This window comes from Stenotrophomonas sp. YJH_SMC_80 (assembly GCF_059372495.1).
The window spans coordinates 194931-218857 of sequence record NZ_JCAFVP010000003.1; the positions used below are offsets into that span (position 1 = coordinate 194931).

Consider the following 23927-nt stretch of genomic DNA (forward strand, 5'->3'; position numbering starts at 1 on the left):
GCCGATCCAATGAAGGCATGAATGAATCAATGTACTTCTACGTGCTGCTGGTGGCGGTGTTCGTGCTGGCCGGTGTGGTCAAGGGTGTGACCGGCATGGGGTTGCCGACGGTGGCGATGGGGCTGCTGGGCAGCACGCTGTCGCCGGTGGCGGCGGCGTCGATGCTGTTCGTTCCCACTTTCGTCACCAATGCGTGGCAGCTGTTGTCCGGGCCGTCACTGGACCGCATCGTGCGGCGCCTGTGGCCGATGATGCTGGCCGTGGTGGTGGTGACGCTGGGCTCGGCGGCGCTGCTGGTGCGGGTCGATCGCACTTGGTCGCGCGTTGCGCTGGGCGTGGCATTGGTGGTCTATGCCGCCTATGCGTTGCTTGCGCCGGTGTTCCGCGTGCAGCAGCGGCGCGAGCGTTGGCTGGGGCCGCTGGTGGGGGCGTTGTCGGGCGTGGTGACCGGCGCCACCGGCGTGTTCGTGATGCCGGCGGTGCCGTACCTGCAGTCGCTGGGGTTGCAGCGCGAGGAGCTGGTGCAGGCGCTGGGGCTGGCGTTCACGGTGTCAACGATTTCGCTGACCGCCGGCCTGGTGTTGCACGGCGCATTCGGCATCCAGCAGCTGGGGCTGAGTGCGCTGGCGGTGCTGCCGGCATTGCTGGGCATGTGGCTGGGGCAGGTGATCCGGCAGCGCATCAGTGCGCGGGTGTTCCGGGGCTGCTTCCTGGGTTTCCTGCTGCTGCTCGGGCTGGAACTGGTGCTGCGGCCGCTGCTCTGATGCAGGATTCCGGGCATGAAAAAACCCGCTCTCGCGGGTTTTTCTCATTCTCGACGTGGTGCCCAGGAGAGGACTCGAACCTCCACGGTTTTACCCGCTAGTACCTGAAACTAGTGCGTCTACCAATTCCGCCACCTGGGCGTCGAGGAGCGAGATTATGGGGTGTTGTTACGGGGGTGTCAACACTTTTTCTGGATCCGGTGTCGGACCTCGTTTCGCGTGCGGAGCGGGCTCTGACCCCATCTCACTCGCTTGGGGTCGGAGCCCTTTTCTTCGGAAAGGAATTTGGCCCCGCTGCTGGATTGCAGGCAAAAAAAATCCCCGCCGAAGCGAGGAGTTTTTTCGTTGGTGCCCAGGAGAGGACTCGAACCTCCACGGTTTTACCCGCTAGTACCTGAAACTAGTGCGTCTACCAATTCCGCCACCTGGGCGTTCCAGAGGCGCAATTGTGAAGATGAATCCGCAGGCTGTCAACGACTTCCTGAATATTTTTCACGCAAGGCCTTCAAGATGGCCACTGACCCGTTCTGCACGCCGTCAACGGCTACCATGTAGGGCGATGACTACCAAAAAACCAAGCAAGGGCGGGAGCACCTCTCGCGGCCAGGCCCCGAAGAAGGGCGCCAAGGCGGGCACGGCCCGCACCACCAAGCCGGGCAAGCCGTTGCCGGGCTGGTTCCCCGAATTGAATGAAGGCGGCACACCGCCGCGTGGCCGCAAGGTCCGCAGCAGCGACGCACCGGGCCCGGCCCCGGGCCGCAAGTTGCCGCCGACCGGCAAGGTGATCGACGATCCCTATGCCGCCCGCGAAGCAGAGAAGTACGAGCAGCCCATCGCCAGCCGCGAAGCCATCCTGGCCCTGCTGGAGCGTTGCGAAGGGCCGCAGACGGCAGAGGAACTGGGCGCACGCCTGGGCCTGACCGCCCCGGACCGTGCCGAAGCACTGTCGCGCCGGCTCGGCGCCATGGTCCGCGACGGCCAGCTGGTGCAGAACCGCCGCGGCGGCTTCGCCCCGATCCAGACCCTGAACCTGGTCACCGGCGTGGTGATCGCCAACCCGGAGGGGTTCGGCTTCCTGCGCCCGGTCGAGGGCGGCGACGACCTGTTCCTGCCGCCGTATGAAATGCGCAAGGTCATGCACGGCGACAAGGTGCTGGCCCGCGTGACCGGCATCGACCACCGTGGCCGCCGCGAAGGCAGCATCGCCCGCGTGCTGGAGCGCGGCATGACCCGTCTGATCGGTCGCTTCAGCGTCGAGATGGGCATCAACTACGTGGTGCCCGACGACAAGCGCGTGCAGCGCAACGTGCAGGTGCCGCCGGACCAGACCGGTGGTGCGCGCGACGGCCAGCTGGTGGTCTGCGAGCTGACCCAAGCGCCGGACAGCCGTCGCCCGCCGATCGGCCGCATCATCGCCGTGCTCGGCGACAAGCTGACCGCCTCGCTGGTGGTGGAGACCGCCATCCACGGCCATGAACTGCCGTTCGAGTTCCCGCAGGAAGTGCTGGACGAAGCCGCCTCGGTGCCGCTGGTGGTCGAGCCGGCGATGATCGGCGACCGCGTGGACCTGCGCAGCATGCCGCTGGTCACCATCGACGGTGAAGATGCCAAGGACTTCGACGACGCGGTGTACTGCGAGCCGAACGCCGATGGCTTCCGGCTGGTGGTGGCGATTGCCGATGTCTCCAACTACGTCCGGCCCGGCACGCCACTGGACGAAGAGGCGCAGAAGCGTGCCACCTCGGTGTACTTCCCGGGCTTCGTGGTGCCTATGCTGCCGGAGACGCTCTCCAACGGCATCTGTTCGCTGATGCCGAAGGTCGACCGCATGTGCTTCGTCTGCGACATGCAGATCGACCGCGACGGTCTGGTCACGCATTCGCGCTTCTACGAAGCGGTGATGAACTCGCATGCGCGCCTGACCTACACCCAGGTGTGGAAGGCGGTGGGCGAGGACGATGCCGATACCAAGGCCTGGATGGGCGACCTGCTGCCGCAGGTGCAGCGCCTGCACCAGCTGTACAAGGTCCTGTCCAAGGCGCGTGCCAAGCGTGGCGCCATCGAGTTCGAAAGCAGCGAAGTGCGCTTCGTGCTGGACAACCGCGGTGAAGTGACCCAGGCCGGCATGCTGGTGCGCAACGACGCGCACAAGCTGATCGAGGAATGCATGATCGCGGCCAATGTGGAGGCGGCGAAGTACCTGCTGTCGCGCCATGTGCCGGCCCCGTACCGCATCCACGAGAAGCCGCCGGAAACCAAGTACGCCGACCTGCTGGAATTCCTCAAGGAGTTCAAGCTGAGCCTGCCGCCGTGGTCGAAGGTGCGCCCGGGCGATTACACCAAGCTGCTGAAGAAGATCCGCGACCGCCCCGATGCCACGCTGCTGGAATCGGTGCTGCTGCGCAGCCAGAGTCTGGCGATCTACAGCCCGGAAAACCACGGTCACTTCGGCCTGGCGCTGGAGGCGTACGCGCACTTCACCTCGCCGATCCGCCGTTACCCCGACCTGCTGGTGCACCGCGCGATCAAGCACGCGCTGTCCGGCAAGCCGCTGGACAAGTTCACCTACAACGCGCGCGAAATGGCCGCGCTGGCGCTGCAGTGCTCCGAGCGCGAGCGCCGTGCCGATGAAGCCGAGCGCGAGGTCGACGAGCGTTACCGCGCGGCGTGGATGGAAAAGCACGTGGGTGGCCAGTTCGATGGCGTGATCAGCGGCGTGACCAGCTTCGGCCTGTTCGTGGAACTGGACGAGTCGAAGGTGCAGGGCCTGGTGCACGTGACCCAGCTGCCGCAGGACTATTACAAGTTCGACGCCACGCGCAAGACGCTGACGGGCGAACGCCGCGGCAGCAGTTACCGTCTGGGCGACCGCGTGCGGATCCTGGTGCTGAAGGCCAGCATGGAAGAGCGCAAGATCGACTTCCGCCTGGTCGAACACAAGGGCGAGGACGAAGGCGATGGCCTGCCGCCGCTGCCCGAGCGTGGCAAGCCGGCCAAGCGGAAGAAAGAGAAATACTGATGACCGTGGTAGTGCCGGCCGCTGGCCGGCATCCATGGCACCCTCGGCACCGACGGGTTGCCGGCCAGCGGCCGGCACCACCAGGAGACATCGCATGCAAGGCCAACCCGAATACAGTGGCGGCTGCCAGTGCGGCGCGATCCGCTTCCAGGTGCGTGGCGCGCTGACCGACAGTTCGATCTGTCATTGCCGGATGTGCCAGAAGGCCTTCGGTGCCTACTACGCACCGCTGGTATCGGTGCGTGGCGTGCAGTTCAGCTGGACCCGTGGCCAGCCGCGCTATTTCCAGTCCTCCAACGTGGTGCGCCGGGGCTTCTGTGCCGACTGCGGTACGCCGCTGAGCTACGAGGCGCCGGACGGCGTGGCGGTGGCGGCCGGCGCCTTTGACGAACCCGAGCGCCTGCCGCCGACGATCCAGTACGGGGTCGAGCGCAAGCTGCCGTTCGTCGATACGCTGGCCAACCTGCCGGCCCGTCGTACCGAGGAAGACATCGCGGCGCTGGAGTTCCTGGCCACCATCGTGTCCCATCAGCACCCGGACCACGACACGCCGCACTGGCCGCCGCGCAGCCGGTAACGCCCCTGTAGCGCCGAGCGCAGGCTCGGCTCGACAGGGACCTCGCCGCAGCGCCCGGCCCGCCGATGCTCTACCATAGCCACCCCCTTTCCGGTCCCCGCCCGCATGAGCAAGAACAGCCAGTGGATCGTCGGCGTCAACGCCGTCGCCTCCTCCATCGAGAACGACGCCGAGAACGTCCGCGAAGTGCTGGTCGAGGCCGGTGCGAAGAACCCGCGCCTGACCGAGATCGAGGAAAACGCCCGCCGCAAGGGCATCGACGTGCGCAAGGTGAACAGCCAGGCGCTGGACGGTGTCGGCGGTTCGGTACGCCACCAGGGCGTGGCCGCTCGCTATGCCGCCGCCCGCACTTACAGCGAGAACGAGCTGGAGGGCCTGGTCACCGCAGCCGAGGGCAAGGCCCTGCTGCTGGTGCTGGACGAAGTGCAGGACCCGCACAACCTTGGCGCTTGCCTGCGCTCGGCGGCTGCCGCAGGCGCCACTGCCGTGATCATCCCCAAGGACAAGTCGGCCACGGTGAACGCGACCGTGCGCAAGACTTCGGCCGGTGCCGCCGATCTGATCCCGGTGGTGGCGGTGACCAACCTGTCGCGCTGCCTGAAGGACCTGCAGAAGCAGGGCGTGTGGATCTACGGCCTGGCCGGCGAAGCCACTGCGTCGCTGTACCAGCTGGACCTGAAGGGCAACATCGCCCTGGTGCTGGGTGGCGAGGCCGATGGCCTGCGCCGCCTGACCCGCGAGAACTGCGATGGCCTGGTCAAGATCCCGATGCCGGGCGAGATCGAGAGCCTGAACGTTTCGGTCGCCGCCGGCGTCAGCCTGTTCGAGGCCGTGCGCCAGCGCGGTTGATTTCGGGGTCGGATCCCTTTTCCATTTGCCGTGTCGACCAAGGTCGACACCCACCGGGCAGTCGCCAACCTGGGTTGGCGCCCTTGCCGCCTCACCCCGCGCTGCCGCCCAGTGCCTTGAACAGGGTGACGTCGTTGTTCAGCTGGCCCTGGCGCACGCGCGCCAGCGACAGCTCGGCATCACGCCGGGTCTGTTGGGCCTCCAGCCAGGTGCGCAGGTCGGTGGCACCTACGCGGTAGCGCACTTCCTGCGCGCGCTCCACTTCCACCGCTTCGTCGTACGACGCCTGCGAGGCCGCCACCTGGCGCGCCAGCTGCTCGCGTGCCGACAGCGCGTTGTCCACTTCCGACAGCGCGGTGTACAGCGTCTTGCGGAAATTGGTCGCGGCGATCTGATAGCTGGTGCCGGCGATGTCGGTATCCAGCTGTGCGCGCTGCAGGTTGAGGAACGGCAGCGACATGCCGGCGCCCAGCGTGGCCACCGGGTTGCGCAGCACGTCACCCAGCGACGTTGCACTGGAGCCGAGGCTGCCGGTCAGGCTCAGCGCCGGGTAGTACTGGGTAGCGGTCACCTTGATGGTCTTCAGGCTGTTGCGCAGGCGAAGTTCGGCCGCGCGCAGGTCGGAACGGCGGCCGAGCAGCTCGGCCGGCAGGCCTTCGTTGATCCACGGGCTGCGTGCGTCCAGCAGGTCCTGCGGTTCGTCCTGCTGCGGCCAGGGCGTGCCGTCCAGCAGCACGGTCAATGCATTGCGCACCTCCACCCGCTGCTGTTCCAGCGCGCTCTGCGAGGAACGCTGCGACTGCAGGTTCTGCAGCGCCTGGCGCACTTCCAGGCGCGATACCGCACCAGCGTCGAAGCGGGCCTGCACCAGGTCGCGGGTGCGCTCCAGCCGCTCCAGGTTGGCCTGGCCGGTGGCGATGGACTGGTTGAGATAGGCCAGGTTCCAGTACTGGGTGATGGTGTCGCCGATCACCAGCAGCGCGGTGTTCTGCCGGTCTTCCTCGCTGGCCTCGGCTTCCCAGCGGGCGATGTCGCGCTGGGTGCGCAGACGGCCCCACAGATCGACTTCCCAGCCCAGCGAGACGCCGGTGGAATAGCTGCGGCGCCAGTCGTCGGCCTGATCGGTGGCGCGGCTGGCATTGCCGCTGACGCCGGACGACGACGGCTGCGGCCACAGCGCGTTGCTGGCCAGTCCGGCCTGCAGGCGCGAACGCTGCACGGCCAGGCCAGCGGCGGCCAGATCGCTGTTGGCGGCCAGCGCCTGCGCCACCAAGCGGTTCAGTCGTTCATCGCCAAAGCCCGTCCACCAGCTGTCCTGGCGGATGTCGCGGCCCGGTGTATCCAGGCTGCTGCGCGGGTCGTCGGCCGGTGCGTTGAGGGTGGCATCGCCACGGCCGTAGCTGGCCGCCACGTCGGGGGCCTGCACCGGGTAGCGGCCCACCGAGGCACAGCCTGAGAGGGCAAGCAGAACAGCGCCCACCAGTAGCAGGCGCGAGGGAGCAGGGAAGGGCAGTCGGGTCATCATCTTCATTCGCGGGCCAGGGCCTCCACCGGGTCCAGCTGCGCGGCGTTGCGCGCGGGCAGGAAGCCGAATGCCACGCCGATCAGGGTCGAGCAGGCGAACGCGGCAACGATCGAGGCGGTGGAGAACAGCACCTGGAAGTCACTGGCGAAGCGGCCGATCATCGAGCCCAGCAGCAGGGCCAGGCCGATGCCGAGCAGACCACCGAGCAGGCACACCAGCACCGCTTCGATCAGGAACTGCTGGCGGATGTCACTCTGCCGTGCCCCCACCGCCATGCGCACGCCGATTTCGCGGGTGCGCTCGGTCACCGAGACCAGCATGATGTTCATCACGCCGATGCCACCGACCAGCAGCGCGATGGCGGCGATGGCGCCGATCAGCAGGGTCATCGTGCGCGTGGTCTGCTCAATGGTCTGGCGGATCTCTGCGCTGTTGCTGAGGAAGAAGTCCTCGGTGCCGTGGCGCAGGGTCAGCAGGCGGGTGATCGCTTCCTGCGCCGCATCCATCGGCGTGTCGTCGTCCACGCGCACGGTGATGCTGGAAACGTGGCTCTGGCCGAGCATGCGCGACATCACCGTGGTGTAGGGCACCCACACGCTGAGGCTGGTGCTGCCACCAAAGCCGAAGCTCTGGCGCTTGGCCACGCCGACCACGCGTGCCGGTACGTTGCCGAGCAGGATCACCTGGCCGACCGGATCGACATCGGGGAAGAACTGGGTCTGGGTGTTCTCGTCGATCACCGCCACCTGGCCGAGGCCCTTCACCGCGTCGGTATCGAAGAAGCTGCCGCTGAGCAGGGTCACGCCCTTGACCCGGAAGAACTGCTCGCCGACGCCACTGACCTGGGCGGTGGAGGACTGGTTGCGGTAACGCGCGGTGACCGAGGTCGACACGCTGGGGGTGGCGCTGTCCACGTAGCTCTGCTTTGCCAGTGCATCGGCATCGCTGGCCTTGAGCGTCTGTACCCGCGCCGAGCGCATGTCACCGAAACCACGGCCGGGATAGACGTCGATGGTGTTGGTGCCGAGCGCGCTGATGTTCTGCAGGATCTGCTGCTGCGAGCCATTGCCCAGCGCCACCACCGAGACCACCGAGGCGATGCCGATGATGATGCCGAGCATGGTCAGGAAGGTGCGCAGCCGATGTGCGTTCATCGCCAGCAGGGCCATGCGGAACGCTTCGGTGAAGCGGTCACGGGCCGCCCGCCAGCTGTTGCCGCGGGCCACGCCGGTGCTGGCCTCGCGCTGCGCGCGGTAGGTCGGTGCGTTCGGATTGGTGCGGTCGGCGATGATCTCGCCGTCGCGGATTTCGATGATGCGCTGCGCGTGTTCGGCCACGCTCATGTCGTGGGTGACGATGATGATGGTGTGGCCTTCGGCGTGCAGCTCGCCGAGGATCGCCATCACTTCCTCGCCGGATTTCGTGTCGAGCGCGCCGGTCGGTTCGTCGGCCAGGATCACCTCGCCGCCGTTCATCAGCGCACGTGCGATCGACACGCGCTGCTGCTGGCCACCGGACAGCTGGCCAGGCTTGTGGTGCATGCGGTCGCCCAGGCCCAGCCGCTGCAGCAGCTGCTCGGCACGCGCGTTGCGCACTGCGCCCGGGCTGCCGGCATACACGGCAGGTACCTCCACGTTGCCGCGCGCATCCAGGTCGCCCAGCAGGTGGTAGCGCTGGAAGATGAAGCCGAAATGCTCGCGGCGCAGTTCGGCCAGTTCATCCGGCGCCATCCTGCCGGTTTCGCGGCCGGCCACCTGGTAGCTGCCGCGGGTAGGGCGATCGAGGCAGCCGAGGATGTTCATCAGCGTCGACTTGCCCGAGCCGGACTGGCCGACGATCGCCACCATCTCGCCGGCGTGGATATCCAGGTTGACGTCACGCAGCACGGCGATCACATCATCGCCGGCCGGGAATTCGCGTCGCAGGTCGCGCAGGCGCAGCAGCGGCGCCTTCGTGCTCATCGGCGCGGACCCATGCCCGGGCCGCCGACCCGCATCTGCATGCCGCCGCGGTTGCCGCCGCCGGCGCTGGCACCTGCCGCACCGGCTTCGCCCACCACCACGCGTTCGCCTTCCTTCAGCCCGGACAGGATTTCGGCCGAGGCGCCGTTGTTGATGCCCACGGTGACCTTGCGCGGTTGCGGCTGGCCCTTGTCGTCCAGCACCCGCACCATGCGCTCGTCGCCGCGGCGCTTCGGTCCCAGCGCCACCGCCGGCACCATCAGCACGTCCTTGGCCTGCTTGAGCAGTACCGAGACCTGCGCGGTCATGTCGATGCGCAGGGTGCCGTCCGGGTTCTCCACGTCGAACAGCGCGTTGTAGTAGACCGCGCTGCTGGAACTGGAGCTGGACGAACTGCTGGAGCTGGACGAGTTCTCGTTGGCGATCGAGGCCGGCGCCGGATTGATCTGGCGCAGCGTGGCGTGGTACTTGCGGTCGGGGTCACCCAGGGTGGTGAAGTACACCGGCATGCCGGCCTTGATCTTGACCACGTCGGCCTCGGAGATCTCGGCGTTGACCGTGACCACGTCCAGCCGCGCCAGCATCACGATGGTGGGCGCGGTCTGGTTGGCGTTCACGGTGCGGCCTTCCTCGGCCACCACCGCCACCACGGTGCCATCCATCGGCGCGGTGATGCGGGTGTAGGCCAGGTTGGCGCGGGCGGTGCCCAGCTCGGTCTGGCGGCCCTTGATCTGCGCCTCGTAGGACTGCAGCTGGGCGCGGGCAGTTTTCAGCTGTGCTTCGGCGGCATCGTATTCCTGGCGCGAGGTGGCCTCGGCCGCCAGCATCTGCTGCTGGCGCGCGAACTCCAGTTCGGCCTGGCGCAGGGTGGCCTGCTGCACGGCGCGTTGGGCGGTGACCTGGTCCAGCGAAGCCTGCGCATTGAGCACCTGGTTCTGCTGGGTGGTGGCATCGATCTCGGCGATCAGGTCGCCTTCCTTCACGGTATCGCCCAGCTGTACCTTCAGCGACTTGATCTGGCCCGAGGCCTGCGCACCGACGCTGACCAGCTTGTAGGCGTCGATCACGCCGGTGGCTTCCACGGTCTGCTCGATGTCGCCGCGGCTGACCGGCGTGGTCGCCACCGCCGGGGCGGCGGGTTTGCGCAGCAGCCACCAGGCGGCGACGGCCACGATGAGGGCGAGCAGGGCGATCAGTATCAGGCGACCACGGCGGGTCGCGGGCAACAGGCGGAACGTCACGTCGTGGCTTCACTCTCGGGGCCGCGGCGGCGGCGTTGGTGGGCATTGTGAAGACCGGGCGACAGGCGGCTCAATCCTCGGGGTATGTCTCTATGTAACACTGTCGGTGAATACGCGTAACCACAGGTATCCCGCTCATGGCTGGATACACTGGTACGCATTGCCCCGGATGCGGTTCAGCTGCCGACACGGGATGATCGCGACATGGAGACTGAAAACACGATGCATCGACTGCTGATCGTCGACGACGACAACGACATCCGCACCCTGCTGGCCGAGCAGCTCGGCCGTGCCGGCTACCAGGTGAGCACGGCCGCAGACGGCACCGCCATGCGCCAGCTGCTGGACCGCGAACACGTGGACCTGATCGTGCTCGACCTCAACCTGCCGCGCGAGGATGGCCTGACCCTGTGCCGCGACCTGCGCGCGCGCTCGAACACCCCGGTGATCATGCTGACCGCGCGCGCCGAGCCGATCGACCGCGTGCTCGGCCTGGAAATGGGCGCCGACGACTACCTGGCCAAGCCGTTCGAACCGCGCGAGCTGCTGGCGCGCATCCGCAACGTGCTGCGCCGGACCGAGGCGCTGCCGGCCAACCTGGAGCCGCTGGCGGTGCGCCGTGCGCGTTTCTCGCGCTGGGTGTTCGACCTGGAGCATCGCCACCTGGTCGATCCGGACGACCGCGTGGTGGTGCTGTCCGGTGCCGAGTTCCGCCTGCTGCGCGTGTTCATCGCCCATGCCAACAAGGTGCTGTCGCGCGAACAGCTTGTCGCGCTCAGCAGCGGCCGCAACTACGAGGCGCAGGATCGCGCGATCGACCTGCAGGTCAGCCGCCTGCGCAACAAGCTGGGCGATGACGGTGGGCCGGATGGCCTGATCAAGACCGTGCGCAACGAAGGCTACGTGCTGGCCTCCTCGGTGAACCTGGAATAAGCCGTCATGAAGCGCCTGCGCCATTTCCTGTCCTCGATGGTCGGGCGGTTGTTCGTCATCCTGCTGTTGGGCATGAGCGTGGCTGCGATCGGCGCGACCATGCTGGCCACCTCCAAACGCCAGCAGGAGTTCGAGCGGCAGAACCTGAACCGCATCGCCGACCGCCTGCAGGGCTACGTCAACCTGCTCGATGGCAATCCCGAACTGCGCGAGCGACTGCTTGAGATCGGTGGGCCCAGCGTGCGTGCGCTGCAGCCCGGCGCGCGCCTGGGGCGGGCGGATACCGCACTGATGGAAGTCCTGGATGACCGGCCCGGCCCGGTGTCGCGCGCGCATGTGCACTTCACCTCGTTCCGTTCCTGCATTCCCAAGCTGCAGGATCTGCTGCCGCCACCGCCGCCGGGGCACCGACGGCATCCGCGTGAGCGCGATCCGGCCTTCATTCCGCCCAAGTGCCGCGCGGTCGATGTGACGCTCAACGACGGTACGCTGCTGAAGCTGGCGCTGGATTCGCCAGCAGTGGCCCACAACGGCATTCTGGCCGTGGACCTGTGGTTCCTGACCCTGCTGGTGCTGGCCATCGCGGTGCTGGCCTACATCGTCGCGCGCATGGCCAGTGCGCCGCTGCAGGAGCTGGCGGCGGCCGCGGAGGATCTCGGCGACGATCTGCAGCGCGATCCACTGCCGTTGCGCGGGCCGCGCGAGGTGCAGCGCGCCGCCGAGGCCTTCAATGCCATGCAGCACCGCCTGCAGCGGCACCTGGCCGAACGCACGCAGATGCTGGCGGCGATCACCCATGACCTGCAGACCCCGTTGACCCGCCTGCGCCTGCGCCTGGAGAACGTCAGCGACGAGGTGCTGCGCGAGCGCCTGATCGGCGATCTGGCGGCGATGCAGGCACTGGTGCGCGAAGGGCTGGAGCTGGCCCGCAGTGCCGAGAGCGCCGAGCAGCGCGCCGCGCTGGATCTGGATTCGCTGCTGGAAAGCATCGTGGAAGACGCCGCCGAGGGTGGTGCCGACGTGGTCTTCGAGGGCGGCACCGGTGCGGTGCTGATGTTGCGCCCGCTGGCCATGCACCGTCTGTTCTCCAACCTGGTGGATAACGCCGTGATGTATGCCAACCGCGTGCGCGTGCGGGTGGAGCGCAGCGGCGGCACGATCACGGCGATGGTGTCCGACGACGGCCCGGGCCTGGCGGAAGACCAGCTGGAGGCCGTGTTCGACCCGTTCGTGCGGGTGGAAACCTCGCGTTCGCGGGAAACCGGCGGTGCCGGGCTGGGCCTGACCATCGCGCGCGCCCTGGCCGAGAAGGATGGCGCGCGGCTGTGGCTGCGCAACCGTGCCGAGGGCGGTCTGGAGGCGGTGGTGCAGTGGCCGGCCAGTGCGCAGGTGGTGCCGCCTGGCCGGCCCGGCTGAGCCCCGCCGGCCGCACGCGATGACGCCGGGGCCAGGGTTTGGCCTATCATCTGCGCATCTCCCCAGTTTCTCCCCGATGAGTCAGCCCGTTCCTGACGGCACGCCGTTCCGCGTTGCCCGGTCGTTCCCGCTTGCTGCCATGCCCTGCAGCCGCTACCGGCCACTGCCGCCGAGCTGATGGGCAGGTCAGGGGACAACGGGTGCTGGGTGGAGCGCCGCGTTTCGAAGGCCAGGCAGGTACTGCAGCGCGGTCTGCTGTGGGTGTTGCTGGTGCTGGCGCTGCCGCTGGCCGCGCAGGAGGGCGCGCCGCCGCTGCGCGACTACGCCATCGACGTGTGGACCTCGCGCAATGGCCTGCCGCACAACTCGCTGCGCGATATCGCGCAGACTCCCGAGGGGCACCTGTGGTTTGCCACCTGGGAAGGCCTGGTCCGCTACAACGGCCTGGATTTCACCGTGTTCGACCGCAGCACCCGCCCGGGGCTGCGCGACAACGGCATCGGCGCACTGCTGGTCGATCGGCAGGGAGGGCTGTGGATCAGTGATTCGCGCGGTAACGTCAGCCATCGTGGCAACGACGGCCAGTGGCGGGTCTGGGAGCATCAGGCCGACACCCCGCAGGTGCTGATCCAGTCCATGCAGATGGACAGCCAGGGGCGCCTGTGGCTGCTGTACGAAGGCAAGGGCATCGGCTATCTCACGCCGGACAAGGGCATCGTCTACCAGGCGCCGGCGGCCGACCTGCCGATGGCGATGAGCTTCACCAAGCTGGTGGTCGATGCGCAGGACCGGGTCTGGGTTGGCACGCTTGACGGGCTGGTGCTGCGCGACAACGACGGCGTGCTCAAGCGCGCGCCCGCGGCGTGGGGCCTGGGGGCCGGCACCGGCCTGTCCTGGCCGTACCGGGCTCCTGATGGCGCGCTGTGGATCGTCGCTGGCGAGCGCCTGTACAGCGTGGAGGACGATCAGCTGGTGCTGGTGCACCGGCTGCCGGGACAGCTGCACATGACCTCGATGCTGCAGGACCGGCACGGCGACCTGTGGCTGGGAACCGAGAACCAGGGCCTGCTGCGGATCTCGGCGCATGGCCTGGAACGATTGCCGGCCGGCCTGAACCTGCCGGGCGGGCGCGTGGTCAGCCTGCGCGAGGATGCCGAAGGCAGCATCTGGGTGGGGGCCAACGGTGGCCTGTATCGCCTGCGCGAAACACTGTTCAGCAGCTACACCGAGCGCGATGGCCTCAGTGGCGACTATGTGCGCACGGTGCTGGAGGACCGCGACCGCCAGTTGTGGGTCGGTAGTGCCAGTGGTCTCGATCTGCAGACACCCGATGGCCGCTTCCGCGCGGTTCCGCTGCACAACCGCGGCGGCAAGGCGCCATCGGTATTGAGTCTGGCGCAGGGGCCGGACGGCGACCTGTGGGTGGGTACGTTCGGCGACGGCGTTTACCGGCTGGACCGCGATGGCAGTCTCCGCCACAACTATGCGGCAGCCGACGGCATGCCGGGTGGCAACATCCGCGCGATCAGTGTCGATCCGCAGGGCAGGGTCTGGGCGGGTACGCAGAAGGGCGTGGTACGCATCGACGGCGACCGGGTGCAGGTGTCGACTGCCCCGGGCATGCCCGGTGGCCTCATCACCGCACTCGAGCATGACCACCAGGGCAACCTGTGGATCGGCACCATCGAGGGCATCCGCGTGCTGCGTGGCGACCACGTGCAGTCGATCGACCTGGCACCGATGGGCGGGGGCCGCAGTGTGTTCGGATTCCACCAGCTTGGCGAAGCGATGTGGATCAGCAGCGACCGCGGCCTGTACCGTTGGCTCGACGGAAAGCTGGCGCGCGTCGGCCTGGAGCAGGGCATGCCGGTGGATGCGGTCTTCCAGCTGGTGCCGGATCGTCTTGGCAACGTGTGGATCAGCAGCAACCGCGGCGTGCTGCGCACCGACATGGCGACCCTCAATGCCGTGGCCGATGGCCGCGCACCACGAGTGGTGGTGGAGCGCTACAACGAGATCGACGGCATGGCCAACGCGCAGGCCAACGGCAGCTCCGGGCCATCGGCCATCCTGCGCCAGGACGGCACCTTCTGGGTGGTCACCGCCGGAGGCCTGAGCACCGTCGACCCGCAACGCCTGCAGCGCTTCCGCGAGCGCCCATCACCGCCGGCAGCGATCGAGAGCGTGCAGGTGGATGGCGCACCCGTGCATTGGGAGGGCCCGGATCGCAACTACATTCCCGGCGGCCGACGTCTGGCGGTGAGCTATGTGGGCCTGAGTTACCTGATGTCGGACCGGATCCGCTATCGCACGCGGCTGGATGGCCTGGACACCGGCTGGGTCGAGCGCGGCCCGCAGCGCAGCGTCGAGTTCGTCGGCCTGCCTCCGGGTGACTACACCCTGCACGTGTCGGCGGCGCATCCAGGCGGGGCCTGGGGCCAGCAGGAAGCCGTGTGGAGCTTCACGGTGGAGCCGTTCTGGTGGCAGCGCCGCAGCGTGCAGCTGCTGGGCGGGTTGTTGCTGCTGGCTGGGCTGGTGGTGCTGTACCGCCTGCTGCTGCAGCAGCTGAAGGCCAGCAACCTGCGCCTGGCACGGCGCGTGGACGAGGCAACCTTCGACCTGCAGGCCAAGACCGTGCACCTGCAGGCACTGAACCAGGAAAAGACCGAGCTGGCCGAGCGCCTTGCACGGCAGGCCGAGGCCTTTGAGCGGCAGGCGCGCGAGGATGCGCTGACCGGACTGGCCAATCGCCGTGCCTTCGATGAAACGCTGGCGCGCGACTTCGCCCGTTCACAGCGCAGCGGCCACCCGCTGTGCCTGGTGGTGCTGGACATCGACCACTTCAAGGACGTCAACGACCGCCACAGCCACAGCATCGGCGATGCGGTGCTGGTGCAGGTGGCCAGGCTGATCGCCGCGGCCTGCCGCGATTCGGACCTGCCCGCGCGGACCGGTGGCGAGGAGTTCGCGCTGCTGCTCAACGACACCCGCCTGGAAGAAGCCGCGCAGCTGTGCGCGCGCCTGCGCGGCCTGTTCCATGACCACCCCGACTGGGCCGGTGTAGCGGGCCTGCGCGTGACCTTCAGCGCAGGCCTTGTGGAACTGGATGCCGATGACCGCACCCCGGCGCTGCTGTACCAGCGCGCCGACCGCGCGCTGTACCGCGCCAAGAGCGACGGCCGCGACCGTACGAGTATTGGTTGATCGCATCCACGCATGGCGTGGATCTACTGGTGTTGTCGTACCAACCGGCGGTGCCGACCAACGGTCGGCACCCACCAGAGAAGTGCGGCTAAGCTCCCAGGTACGGGTTCACGGCGTCCCCCCGCGAACCCACCTTGTCCGGCCCGACCGCTGATTTGCTTCACGCCACGAGGGGCTCCGCCGTTGGACGCTTCACCGCGGCCAGGCGTTGGCGATGGTGCAGAACAATCGTGCGGTCTGTTCGGTGTCATACACCGCGCTGTGTGCTTCGTTCGCATCCCAGCCCAACCCGGCGGCCGTGGCGGCACGCGCCAGCACCGTCTGCCCGTAGGCGATGCCGGCCAGGGTGACGGTGTCGAACACGCTGAACGGATGGAACGGATTGCGCTTGTGGCCGGTCCGGGCCACGGCGGCGTTGACGAAGCCCAGGTCGAAATGGGCGTTGTGGCCGACCAGGATCGCGCGCTGGCAGCCGTACTTCTTCATCGCCGCGCGTACCGGGGTGAAGATGTGGTCCAGTGCGGCCTTCTCTTCCTTGGCCAGCCGGAACGGGTGGTCGAGGATGATGCCGGTCACTTCCAGCGACTTCGGGTCGATCTCCAGGCCCTCGGCCGGCACCACATGGGCACTGGCGGTCTGGCCGGGGTAGAGCAGGCCGTTCTCGTCCATCTCGATCGGCACCGCGGCGATTTCCAGCAGGGCGTTGCGCTGGCTGTCGAAGCCGCCGGTTTCCACGTCCACCACCACCGGCAGGAAGCCGCGGAAGCGTTGTGACATCGCGCGCTGCGCCTGGGGGATTGCGGAATCGGAGGCGGCGGCAGGTGCGGGAGTGGGGTCATTCATGCGTGAATTCTAGCAGAGCGACCCTGAGCGCCCGGCCAGCCTGTGGCGCACGGGTTCCCTGCGCAGGAGCGTGTCGACCAAGGTCGACACCCACCGGTGCACCGCGCGCCCAGGATTCCGGTAGGTGCCAACCTTGGTTGGCACACAACGCGCCGACCAGGATCGCCATCTACCGGACTGCGGGCCGTGCCGTCGTGCCCGATGGCTGCCACCGTGCCAACCACGCATCCACGCTCAGCCTGCCGGCGCCGCTGAAAATCAACGGCAGCAGCATCGCCATGAACAGCACCGGCAGCTTGAAGTTGCCGAAGCCCTGGTCAGTGATCGCATAGCCCATCGCGAGGTCGCCCAGAGAGTCCCATTGCATCGGCCAGTGCACGGCATAGGTGGCCACCACGGTCAATACCAGCAGGCTGGCGGCGGCGAAACGCGTACCGAAACCCAACAGCAGGCAGGCCGCGCCGACCAGTTCGAACCAGGTCGCCAGCTGCCAGTTCAGCGTGCTCGGCAGCTGATCGAACGGGAACGGAAAGGCATCCTGCAGGTCGGCGAACCAGTTCTGGCCGTGCAGTTTCTCGCGGCCGGATTCGAAGTATTCCCAGCCCAGCAGCAGGCGCAGGCCGAGCGGGGCCAACCAGGGGGCGAGACGGTCCAGCTGGCCACGCGCGGTGGCCAGGGTCGGAAGGTTCATCAGGGGGGCTCCGCGAATGAGGTGTGTCAGGGAGGGGCTGTGAGCGGGCCGATCACGCCGGCCTGCAGGAACTGCCGCAGCAGCGCGGCACCGGGTTCGGCCAGCGCATCCTCGGCCAGGCCGTGCGCAGCGGCCAGACGCTGCAGGTAGGCCTGACCATCAAGGCCGGGCTGTTCGCCGATGCTGGACAGCAGGAACACCGCCAGAGGGCTGAGCGCGGCGAATCGCACCTCGCCGTCGGCATCGCGGCGCACCAGAAGGCCAGTCGGCTCGGCCGGCGGCTCGGTCGGTGCGTCCTCGGCACCGAGCCGGTGCACCGGCCACTGGTACAGCAGCGGCCATGCCAAGGGCGAGCGCTGCAGCGGCACCCGCAGCGGGTCGGTGTCGTCCTGCGCCGGCAGCGGTTCGGCATCCAGCTGGTACAGCGCGGTTTCCACCCACTCGTAGTGGGCCAGTTCGGCCAACGCCGGATGCGGCAGCTGTGGCTGCGCCTGCAGCCACTGCACGAATTCGGCGGCCAGTTCGGTGAACAGCGGTGTCTGGCAGCGATGGGTCGCGAAGTAATGGCGCACCAGTCCGCTCCAGGCCGGCTCGCCGAGCAGGCGCACGCAGACCGGGAAGCCGTTGCTCAACAGGCCGAGCAGGTTGTTGAACAGCAGTCGTTGGTATGCCGCGACCCGGCGTGATTCCAGCCCGGCCGGTGGCGGCACGCCCTGTGGATCACGCAGATGGGCAGTGAATGCGTGCTGCTGCGCGCGCAGCGTGTCGGGAGCATCAGTCATGTGCGCCCCCGGCGTGCGTCGCCTGCAGGCGCCGGATGGTCTGCAGCTCGCCCTGCAGTTCGGTGTAGGGCGGGAAGTTGAAATCGCGCTCAAGCAGGGTGGGGCGTGCGCCGATGCGCGCATAGGTGCGTGCCAGCAGCGCCCAGACCGGGTCGATCACCGCGCTGCCATGGGTATCGATCTTCAGGTCCGGTGCCTCGTCCAGGTGCCCGGCCACGTGCAGGCAGACGATGCGTTCTGCGGGCAGCCCGGCAATGAAGGTGTCGGCGTCGTAGCCGTGGTTGCAGGCGTTGACGTAGACGTTGTTGACGTCCAGCAGCAGGTCGCAGTCGGCCTCGGCGAGCACGGCGTTGGTGAAGGCCAGCTCGTCCATCGCCGGCTCCGGCGCCAGGTAGTAGGACACGTTCTCCACTGCGATGCGGCGACCCAGCAGGTCCTGCACGCGGGCGATGCGCGCGGCGGTATGGCGCACCGCTTCGTCGGTGAACGGAATCGGCAGCAGGTCGTACAGGTGTCCGTCGTCGCTGCAGTAGCTCAGGTGCTCGCTGTACAGTGGCACACGGTGCTTCTCCAGGAACTGGCCGACCTGTTCCAGCAGCTGCGTATCCAGTGGCGCGCTGCCGCCCAGCGACAACGACAGGCCGTGGCAGCTCAACGGATGGCGCTGCGCCAGTTCGGCCAGTGCATCCCCGGCAGGACCACCGACATGGATCCAGTTCTCCGGCGCGCATTCGAGGAAATCGAAGTCACCCGCCGGTGCATCACGCAGGTCCTGCAGCAGCGCCCGGCGCAGCCCCAACCCGGCGGCCGCCGCACGAAGCGGCGACCGCAGGTGGACGGCGCTGGCGCGGACGTCAGTGCTTGGCACCGCACTTGCCTTCGCCGCACTTGCCCTCGGCCGACTTCTTGTCGCCGGACGTGGCCTTGGCGCCTGCCGCAGCACCGGCGGCCTTGCCCTTGTCGGCGCCGCATTTGCCCTCGGCACTCTTGCCGTCGGCACCACATTTGCCTTCGGCGTGCTTGGTCGCGTCGGCGGCCATCTTGGTATCTGCTGCCTTGGCATCGGTGCTGGCCTTGGCCGCCTGGCCGGCCACCAGATAGCCCTGGGCGAGGTCGCTCATGCTCAGCGCCGAGGCACTGGCGGTCATGCCCAGGCCGGCGGCCAGGGCGGTAGCAGTCAGCAGGGACAGGGTCTTGTTGGAACTGCTCATAGGTCGTGCTCCTGGGTGGTGGGCGGGTGCCCGGGTGGCCGGCAGGGGTGCCGGTGGAATCGATGGTGCAGCGATCCTACTCAACGAATCCTCGCCAAGACCTCAAATTTTCGTGAGGTTTGTTACAGAAGCATCCGGCGGGTTCGCACCGGGCAAGCCCGGCGCCCACAATGCGGGTGGAACACCCCAAAAAAGAAGGCCGCTCTCACCAGGACAGCGGCCACCTTGGAGTCAACTCCGGTGTTGCAGTGCAGCGTCAGGGCTGGCCGGTGCTGGAGGTCTCGTCGCGCTTCTCGCGCGGCGGCAGCGGCTGCTCGCCGTGCACCAGGAACCACACGTTCTCGGCGATGTTGGTGGCGTGGTCACCCACGCGCTCCAGGTTCTTGGCCATGAACAGCAGGTGGGTGCACGGGGTGATGTTGCGCGGGTCTTCCATCATGTAGGTCAGCAGCTCGCGGAACAGCGCGGTGTACTGCGCGTCCAGGCGGGCATCGTCCTCGCGCAGTTCCAGCGCGGCATCGGCGTCGTTGTCGCGGTAGGCGGCAATGGCACGGCGCACCTGCTGCGCAGCCAGGCGGCCCAGCGCACGCAGGCCCTGGATCTGCGGCAGCGGCGGCACCTTGCCCAGCGCGATCGAACGCTTGGCGACGTTGGCCGCGTAGTCGCCGATACGCTCGATGTCGGCCGGGATGCGCAGGCCCGCCAGGATCTCGCGCAGGTCGCGCGCCATCGGGCCGCGCAGGGCCAGGCGCATCACGTCATGGCTGATCTGCTGCTCCAGCGCATCAATGGCTTCGTCGTTGGCGATGATGCGATGGGCGGCGTTCTCGTCGCGCTTCTCGATCACGTCCATCGACGCTTCGAGCTGGGCGACGGCCATCTCGCCCATGCGCACGATCTCGGCCACCAGGCGTTGCTGCTCTTCGTCGTAGCTCTTGACGATGTGGTCGTTGGGAAGGTTCATGGTCTGCAATCCGGGTAGAGCCAGGCCGTGCCTGGCTGGGACATGTGGCGAAGGATCAGCGTCGATCAGCCGAAGCGACCGGTGATGTAGTCCTCGGTCTGCCGCTGCGACGGCTGCGAGAAGATCACTTCGGTGCGGTCGTGCTCGATCAGGTCGCCCAGGTACATGAAGGCGGTGTAGTCGGAAACGCGCGCGGCCTGCTGCATGTTGTGGGTGACGATGACGATGGTGTACTCGTGCTTGAGCTCTTCCACCAGCTGCTCGATGCGGCTGGTCGAGATCGGATCCAGCGCCGAGGTCGGCTCGTCCAGCAGCAGCACCGACGGGCGCAGCGCCACGGCACGGGCGATGCACAGGCGCTGCTGCTGGCCACCGGACAGGCCCAGCGCGCTCTGCCCCAGCTTGTCCTTCACTTCGTCCCACAGTGCGCCCTGGCGCAGTGCCTGCTCGACGCGGTCGGCCATGTCGGCCTTGCTCAGTTTCTCGTGGTGGCGGATGCCGTAGGCCACGTTCTCGAAGATGGTCATCGGGAACGGCACCGGCTTCTGGAACACCATGCCGACCTTGCTGCGCAGGCGGTTCATCGGGTACTTCGGCGACAGGATGTTCTCGCCGTCCAGCAGCACTTCACCGCGCGCTTCCAGCTTCGGGTACAGCGCGTAGATGCGGTTGAAGATGCGCAGCAGGGTCGACTTGCCGCAACCGGAGGGACCGATCAGCGCGGTCACGCGCTTTTCCGGAATCTCCAGGTTGATGCCCTTCAGGGCGTGGAACTTGTCGTAGTAGAAGTCCAGTCCACGCGCAGCCAGCTTCACCGGCGACGGCGTGTGCAGGCTCTCGTGCGAGGACGGCACGGCGATGCGCTGCATCGGCACGGCGTTGGAAAGGTCGTTCATGGCGTTGTCCACGGAAAGGTCAGTCATGGGAGATACGGTTGCGAAGCAGGATGCCGCGGGCGGCAAGGCTGACCAGCAACACGAAGACAGTCAGCACCAGGGCACCGGCCCAGGCCAGCACCTGCCAGGATTCATACGGGCTGCCGGCGAACTGGTTCATCACCACCGGCACCGAGGCCATCGGCTGGAAGATGTTGTTGTTCCAGTACTGGTTGCCGAAAGCGGTGAACAGCAGCGGAGCGGTCTCGCCGGAGATGCGGGCCAGCGCCAGCAGGATGCCGGTGATGATGCCGGCCGAGGCACTGCGGTACAGCACCTGCACGATCACCTTCCACTGCGGGATGCCCAGCGACAGGGCCGCTTCGCGCATCTGCGATGGCACCAGCCGCAGCATCTCGTCGGTGGTGCGCACCACCACCGGCAGCACGATGAAGGCCAGCGACAGGGCACCGGCGAACGCCGAGAAGTTGCCGCCGGTCTGCATCACGTACAGGGTGTAGACGAACAGGCCCAGCACGATCGACGGTGCCGACAGCAGGATGTCATTGACGAAGCGGACCACGGTGCCGGCCTTGCGGGCGTTGCCGTACTCGGCCAGCCAGGTACCGGCCAGCACGCCCAGCGGCGTGCCGATGCCGATCGCCAGCGCACACATCACGGCACTGCCGAAGAAGGCGTTGGCGAGGCCACCATCCTGCATCGGCGGCGGCGTCATCTTGGTGAACAGGTCCCAGTTGATGCCGGCCAGGCCTTTCGAGGCCAGGGTGAACAGGATCCAGCCCAGGAAGAACAGGCCGAACAGCGCGGTGGCGCAGGAGGCGGTGATCGCAACGACGTTGCCGATGCGGCGGCGCAGGTACAACGAATCAGCGGTGGTGGACATCAGTTGCCCTCCTTGCGGGACAGGCGCATCAGCATCAGGCGGGCGATGGCCAGCACCACGAAGGTGACGATGAAGAGGACGAAGCCGAGCAGCAGCAGGGCCGAACGGTAGGTTTCAGTGGCTTCGCCGAAATCGTTGGCGATCAGCGCGGCGATGGTGGTGCCCGGCTCCAGCAGCGACGGCGACAGGCGCACGCTGTTGCCGATCACGAAGGCCACCGCCATCGTCTCGCCCAGGGCGCGGCCGAGGCCGAGGAAGATGCCGCCGATCACTGCCGAGCGGGTGTAGGGCAGGACGATGTCCCAGCTCACTTCCCACTTGGTGGAGCCCAGCGCGTACGCCGACTCCTTCAGGCGGGTCGGCACGGTCAGGAACACTTCGCGCATCACCGAGGAGATGAACGGAATGACCATGATGGCCAGCACGAAACCGGCGGTGAGCATGCCGATGCCCAGCGGCGGGCCCTGGAACATCGGGCCGATGATCGGCCATTCGCCCAGGGTCTCGTTGAGGAACGGGGTGACGTACTCGGTCATCACCGGCACCAGCACGAACAGGCCCCACATGCCGTAGATGATCGAGGGAATGCCGGCCAGCAGTTCGATGGCGGTACCGACCGGGCCACGCAGCCAGCGCGGCGCGACTTCGGTGAGGAAGAAGGCGATGCCGAAGCTGACCGGCACGGCGATGACCATCGCGATGAGCGCGGTGACCAGGGTGCCGTAGATCGGAGCGAGGGCGCCGAACTTGTTTTCGACCGGATTCCAGTCGGCGGAGAAGAAGAAGCTCAGGCCCTGCATCTGCAGGGCATGGCGGCCGCCCCACAGCATCGACAGCGCGGCGCAGGCCAGGGCGATCAGGACGAAGATGACGGTGCCGACCAGCACCCATCGGAACAGTTTGTCGTTGCGGGCATCACGCGCATCACGCGTGGACGGGGCGGCTACAGGCTGGGCGATGGCATTCATGGGGACGGCAGGGCCAGAAAGGGGCGGGGCGGCACGGCGTGGAAGAAGCGGTGCCCGCGTGGGGCGGGCACCGTCGTGTCCATCACTTCAGGTCGGTCGCCCAGTAGGCCTCGATCTGCTTGACCAGTTCGGCCGGCAGCGGCACGTAGTGCAGCTCGTTGGCCTGCGCCTGGCCGTTTTCGAAGGCCCACTTGAAGAAGGCCAGGGTGTCCTGGTTGCGCTTGGCGTCCTTCGGCTTCTTCTGCATCAGCATGAAGTTGGTGGCGGTGATCGGCCACGCCTGCTCGCCCGGAGCGTTGGTGATGACCAGGTTGAAGTCCTTGGCGCTGGCCCAGTCGGCGCTGGCGGCCGCGGCGGCGAAGGTTTCCGCGCTCGGCTCGACCCAGTTGCCGGCCGCGTTCTGCATGGCGGTGTACGGCATGCCGTTCTGCAGCGCGTAGGCCAGTTCGACGTAGCCGATCGAGCCCTTGATCTGCTTCACGTAGGAAGCGACGCCTTCATTGCCCTTGCCACCGACGCCGTCCGGCCACTGCACCGAGGTGCCTTCGCCGACCTTGCTCTTCCACTCCGGGCTGACCTTGGACAGGTAGTTGGAGAAGTTGAAGGTGGTGCCCGAACCGTCCGAACGGTGGACCAGGGTGATCTTGCCGTCCGGCAGCTTCACGCCCGGGTTGGCGGCGACGATGGCCGGGTCGTTCCAGGTCTTGACCTTGCCCAGGAAGATGTCGGCCAGCAGGGCGCCGCTCAGGCGCAGCTTGCCGGCTTCCAGGCCTTCGATGTTGACCACCGGCACCACGCCGCCGATGGCGGACGGGAACTGCGCCAGGCCGGCCTGGGCCAGCTCTTCGCTGCTCAGCGGCTTGTCGGAGGAACCGAAGTCGACGGTGCCGGCCTTGATCTGGGCAATACCGCCGCCGGAGCCGATCGACTGGTAGTTGATCTTGGCGCCGGTGCTGGTGTTGTAGTCAGCCGACCACTTGGAGACCAGCGGGAAGATGAAGGACGCGCCCGCGCCGGACACTTCGGCGGTCACCTTGGCACCGGCAGCGGCCGGGGCGGCGGCGCCGTCGGCAGCCGGCTGCTGCGCGGCCTGCTTGTCGCCACCGCAGGCCGACAGGCCCAGGGCGATGGCCAGGGAAAGGGCGGCGAGGCCGGCCGAGTGCAGTTTCATGGTCACTCCATAGCGGGGAAGAGCCGACG

20 protein-coding genes and 2 tRNA genes are annotated in these 23927 nt (G+C 67.6%); 7 read left to right on the top strand and 15 right to left on the bottom strand.

The window, feature by feature from the left end:
- Nucleotides 1-17: 17 nt before the first annotated feature.
- Nucleotides 18-764: a sulfite exporter TauE/SafE family protein gene (locus AC5P99_RS06630; protein ID WP_049451299.1), complete on the top strand. Its 747-nt coding sequence runs from the start codon at nt 18-20 to the stop codon at nt 762-764.
- Between the two features lie 56 nt (nt 765-820).
- Here AC5P99_RS06630 and AC5P99_RS06635 read toward each other — a convergent pair.
- Nucleotides 821-905, bottom strand: a tRNA-Leu gene (locus AC5P99_RS06635).
- A gap of 205 nt (nt 906-1110) precedes the next feature.
- Nucleotides 1111-1195 (bottom strand) — tRNA-Leu (locus tag AC5P99_RS06640).
- A 128-nt stretch (nt 1196-1323) separates the two neighbouring features.
- On the opposite strand from AC5P99_RS06640, the gene rnr reads away from it, so the two are divergent.
- From rnr to rlmB, 3 genes are all read left to right on the top strand, one after another.
- Nucleotides 1324-3783, top strand: a complete 2460-nt coding sequence (gene rnr, locus AC5P99_RS06645) for a ribonuclease R (protein ID WP_123958370.1) — start codon at nt 1324-1326, stop codon at nt 3781-3783.
- A gap of 94 nt (nt 3784-3877) precedes the next feature.
- Nucleotides 3878-4360 carry a GFA family protein gene (locus tag AC5P99_RS06650; protein WP_005412762.1) on the top strand — a complete coding sequence of 161 codons (483 nt, stop codon included), beginning with the start codon at nt 3878-3880 and terminating at the stop codon, nt 4358-4360.
- Nucleotides 4361-4465: 105 nt separating this feature from the next.
- Nucleotides 4466-5209: a 23S rRNA (guanosine(2251)-2'-O)-methyltransferase RlmB gene (gene rlmB, locus AC5P99_RS06655; protein ID WP_005408775.1), complete on the top strand. Its 744-nt coding sequence runs from the start codon at nt 4466-4468 to the stop codon at nt 5207-5209.
- Between the two features lie 91 nt (nt 5210-5300).
- On the opposite strand, the gene AC5P99_RS06660 is transcribed toward rlmB, so the two are convergent.
- The 3 genes from AC5P99_RS06660 to AC5P99_RS06670 are packed head-to-tail and all read right to left on the bottom strand — an operon-like array spanning nt 5301 to nt 9936.
- A complete protein-coding gene (locus AC5P99_RS06660) occupies nt 5301-6740 on the bottom strand; it encodes an efflux transporter outer membrane subunit (protein ID WP_108270480.1) in 1440 nt (479 codons plus the stop codon).
- Nucleotides 6737-8695 (bottom strand): MacB family efflux pump subunit, encoded by a 1959-nt coding sequence (locus tag AC5P99_RS06665; RefSeq protein WP_005408777.1) that lies wholly within the window; start codon nt 8693-8695, stop codon nt 6737-6739. Before AC5P99_RS06665 ends, AC5P99_RS06660 begins: the two co-directional genes overlap by 4 nt.
- Entirely contained in the window at nt 8692-9936 is a 1245-nt protein-coding gene (locus tag AC5P99_RS06670; protein WP_005408778.1) for an efflux RND transporter periplasmic adaptor subunit, read from the bottom strand. Before AC5P99_RS06670 ends, AC5P99_RS06665 begins: the two co-directional genes overlap by 4 nt.
- A gap of 204 nt (nt 9937-10140) precedes the next feature.
- Between AC5P99_RS06670 and AC5P99_RS06675 the strand changes: the two genes are divergently transcribed.
- From AC5P99_RS06675 to AC5P99_RS06685, 3 genes are all read left to right on the top strand, one after another.
- Nucleotides 10141-10869: a response regulator gene (locus tag AC5P99_RS06675; RefSeq protein ID WP_005408779.1), complete on the top strand. Its 729-nt coding sequence runs from the start codon at nt 10141-10143 to the stop codon at nt 10867-10869.
- A 6-nt stretch (nt 10870-10875) separates the two neighbouring features.
- On the top strand, nt 10876-12285 hold the full coding sequence (locus AC5P99_RS06680) for an ATP-binding protein (RefSeq protein ID WP_495213002.1): 1410 nt from the start codon (nt 10876-10878) through the stop codon (nt 12283-12285).
- Between the two features lie 177 nt (nt 12286-12462).
- Nucleotides 12463-15489, top strand: a complete 3027-nt coding sequence (locus tag AC5P99_RS06685; RefSeq protein ID WP_495213003.1) for a two-component regulator propeller domain-containing protein — start codon at nt 12463-12465, stop codon at nt 15487-15489.
- 192 nt (nt 15490-15681) lie between these two features.
- Here the strand turns inward: AC5P99_RS06685 and rnt are convergent, their stop codons facing one another.
- From rnt to pstS, 10 genes are all read right to left on the bottom strand, one after another.
- Nucleotides 15682-16332 carry a ribonuclease T gene (gene rnt / locus AC5P99_RS06690; protein WP_032965690.1) on the bottom strand — a complete coding sequence of 217 codons (651 nt, stop codon included), beginning with the start codon at nt 16330-16332 and terminating at the stop codon, nt 15682-15684.
- A 169-nt stretch (nt 16333-16501) separates the two neighbouring features.
- Nucleotides 16502-17023, bottom strand: coding sequence for an HvfX family Cu-binding RiPP maturation protein (locus AC5P99_RS06695; protein ID WP_123958371.1), 522 nt, complete (start codon nt 17021-17023; stop codon nt 16502-16504).
- A 26-nt stretch (nt 17024-17049) separates the two neighbouring features.
- Nucleotides 17050-17805, bottom strand: a complete 756-nt coding sequence (locus tag AC5P99_RS06700; protein ID WP_123958372.1) for an HvfC family RiPP maturation protein — start codon at nt 17803-17805, stop codon at nt 17050-17052.
- On the bottom strand, nt 17798-18673 hold the full coding sequence (locus AC5P99_RS06705) for an HvfB family MNIO-type RiPP peptide maturase (protein WP_123958373.1): 876 nt from the start codon (nt 18671-18673) through the stop codon (nt 17798-17800). The genes AC5P99_RS06700 and AC5P99_RS06705 overlap by 8 nt, the downstream gene beginning before the upstream one ends.
- Nucleotides 18660-19016, bottom strand: a complete 357-nt coding sequence (locus tag AC5P99_RS06710; RefSeq protein WP_123958374.1) for a hypothetical protein — start codon at nt 19014-19016, stop codon at nt 18660-18662. The genes AC5P99_RS06705 and AC5P99_RS06710 overlap by 14 nt, the downstream gene beginning before the upstream one ends.
- 256 nt (nt 19017-19272) lie before the next feature.
- Entirely contained in the window at nt 19273-19980 is a 708-nt protein-coding gene (phoU, locus tag AC5P99_RS06715; RefSeq protein WP_005408787.1) for a phosphate signaling complex protein PhoU, read from the bottom strand.
- A 65-nt stretch (nt 19981-20045) separates the two neighbouring features.
- Complete coding sequence (gene pstB, locus AC5P99_RS06720; protein WP_005408788.1) at nt 20046-20876, bottom strand: phosphate ABC transporter ATP-binding protein PstB; 831 nt, start codon at nt 20874-20876, stop codon at nt 20046-20048.
- A gap of 19 nt (nt 20877-20895) precedes the next feature.
- Entirely contained in the window at nt 20896-21759 is an 864-nt protein-coding gene (gene pstA / locus AC5P99_RS06725; protein ID WP_005408789.1) for a phosphate ABC transporter permease PstA, read from the bottom strand.
- A complete protein-coding gene (gene pstC, locus AC5P99_RS06730) occupies nt 21759-22727 on the bottom strand; it encodes a phosphate ABC transporter permease subunit PstC (protein WP_008267250.1) in 969 nt (322 codons plus the stop codon). Before pstC ends, pstA begins: the two co-directional genes overlap by 1 nt.
- 82 nt (nt 22728-22809) lie before the next feature.
- Nucleotides 22810-23898, bottom strand: coding sequence for a phosphate ABC transporter substrate-binding protein PstS (gene pstS / locus AC5P99_RS06735; RefSeq protein ID WP_005408791.1), 1089 nt, complete (start codon nt 23896-23898; stop codon nt 22810-22812).
- Nucleotides 23899-23927: the final 29 nt, after the last annotated feature.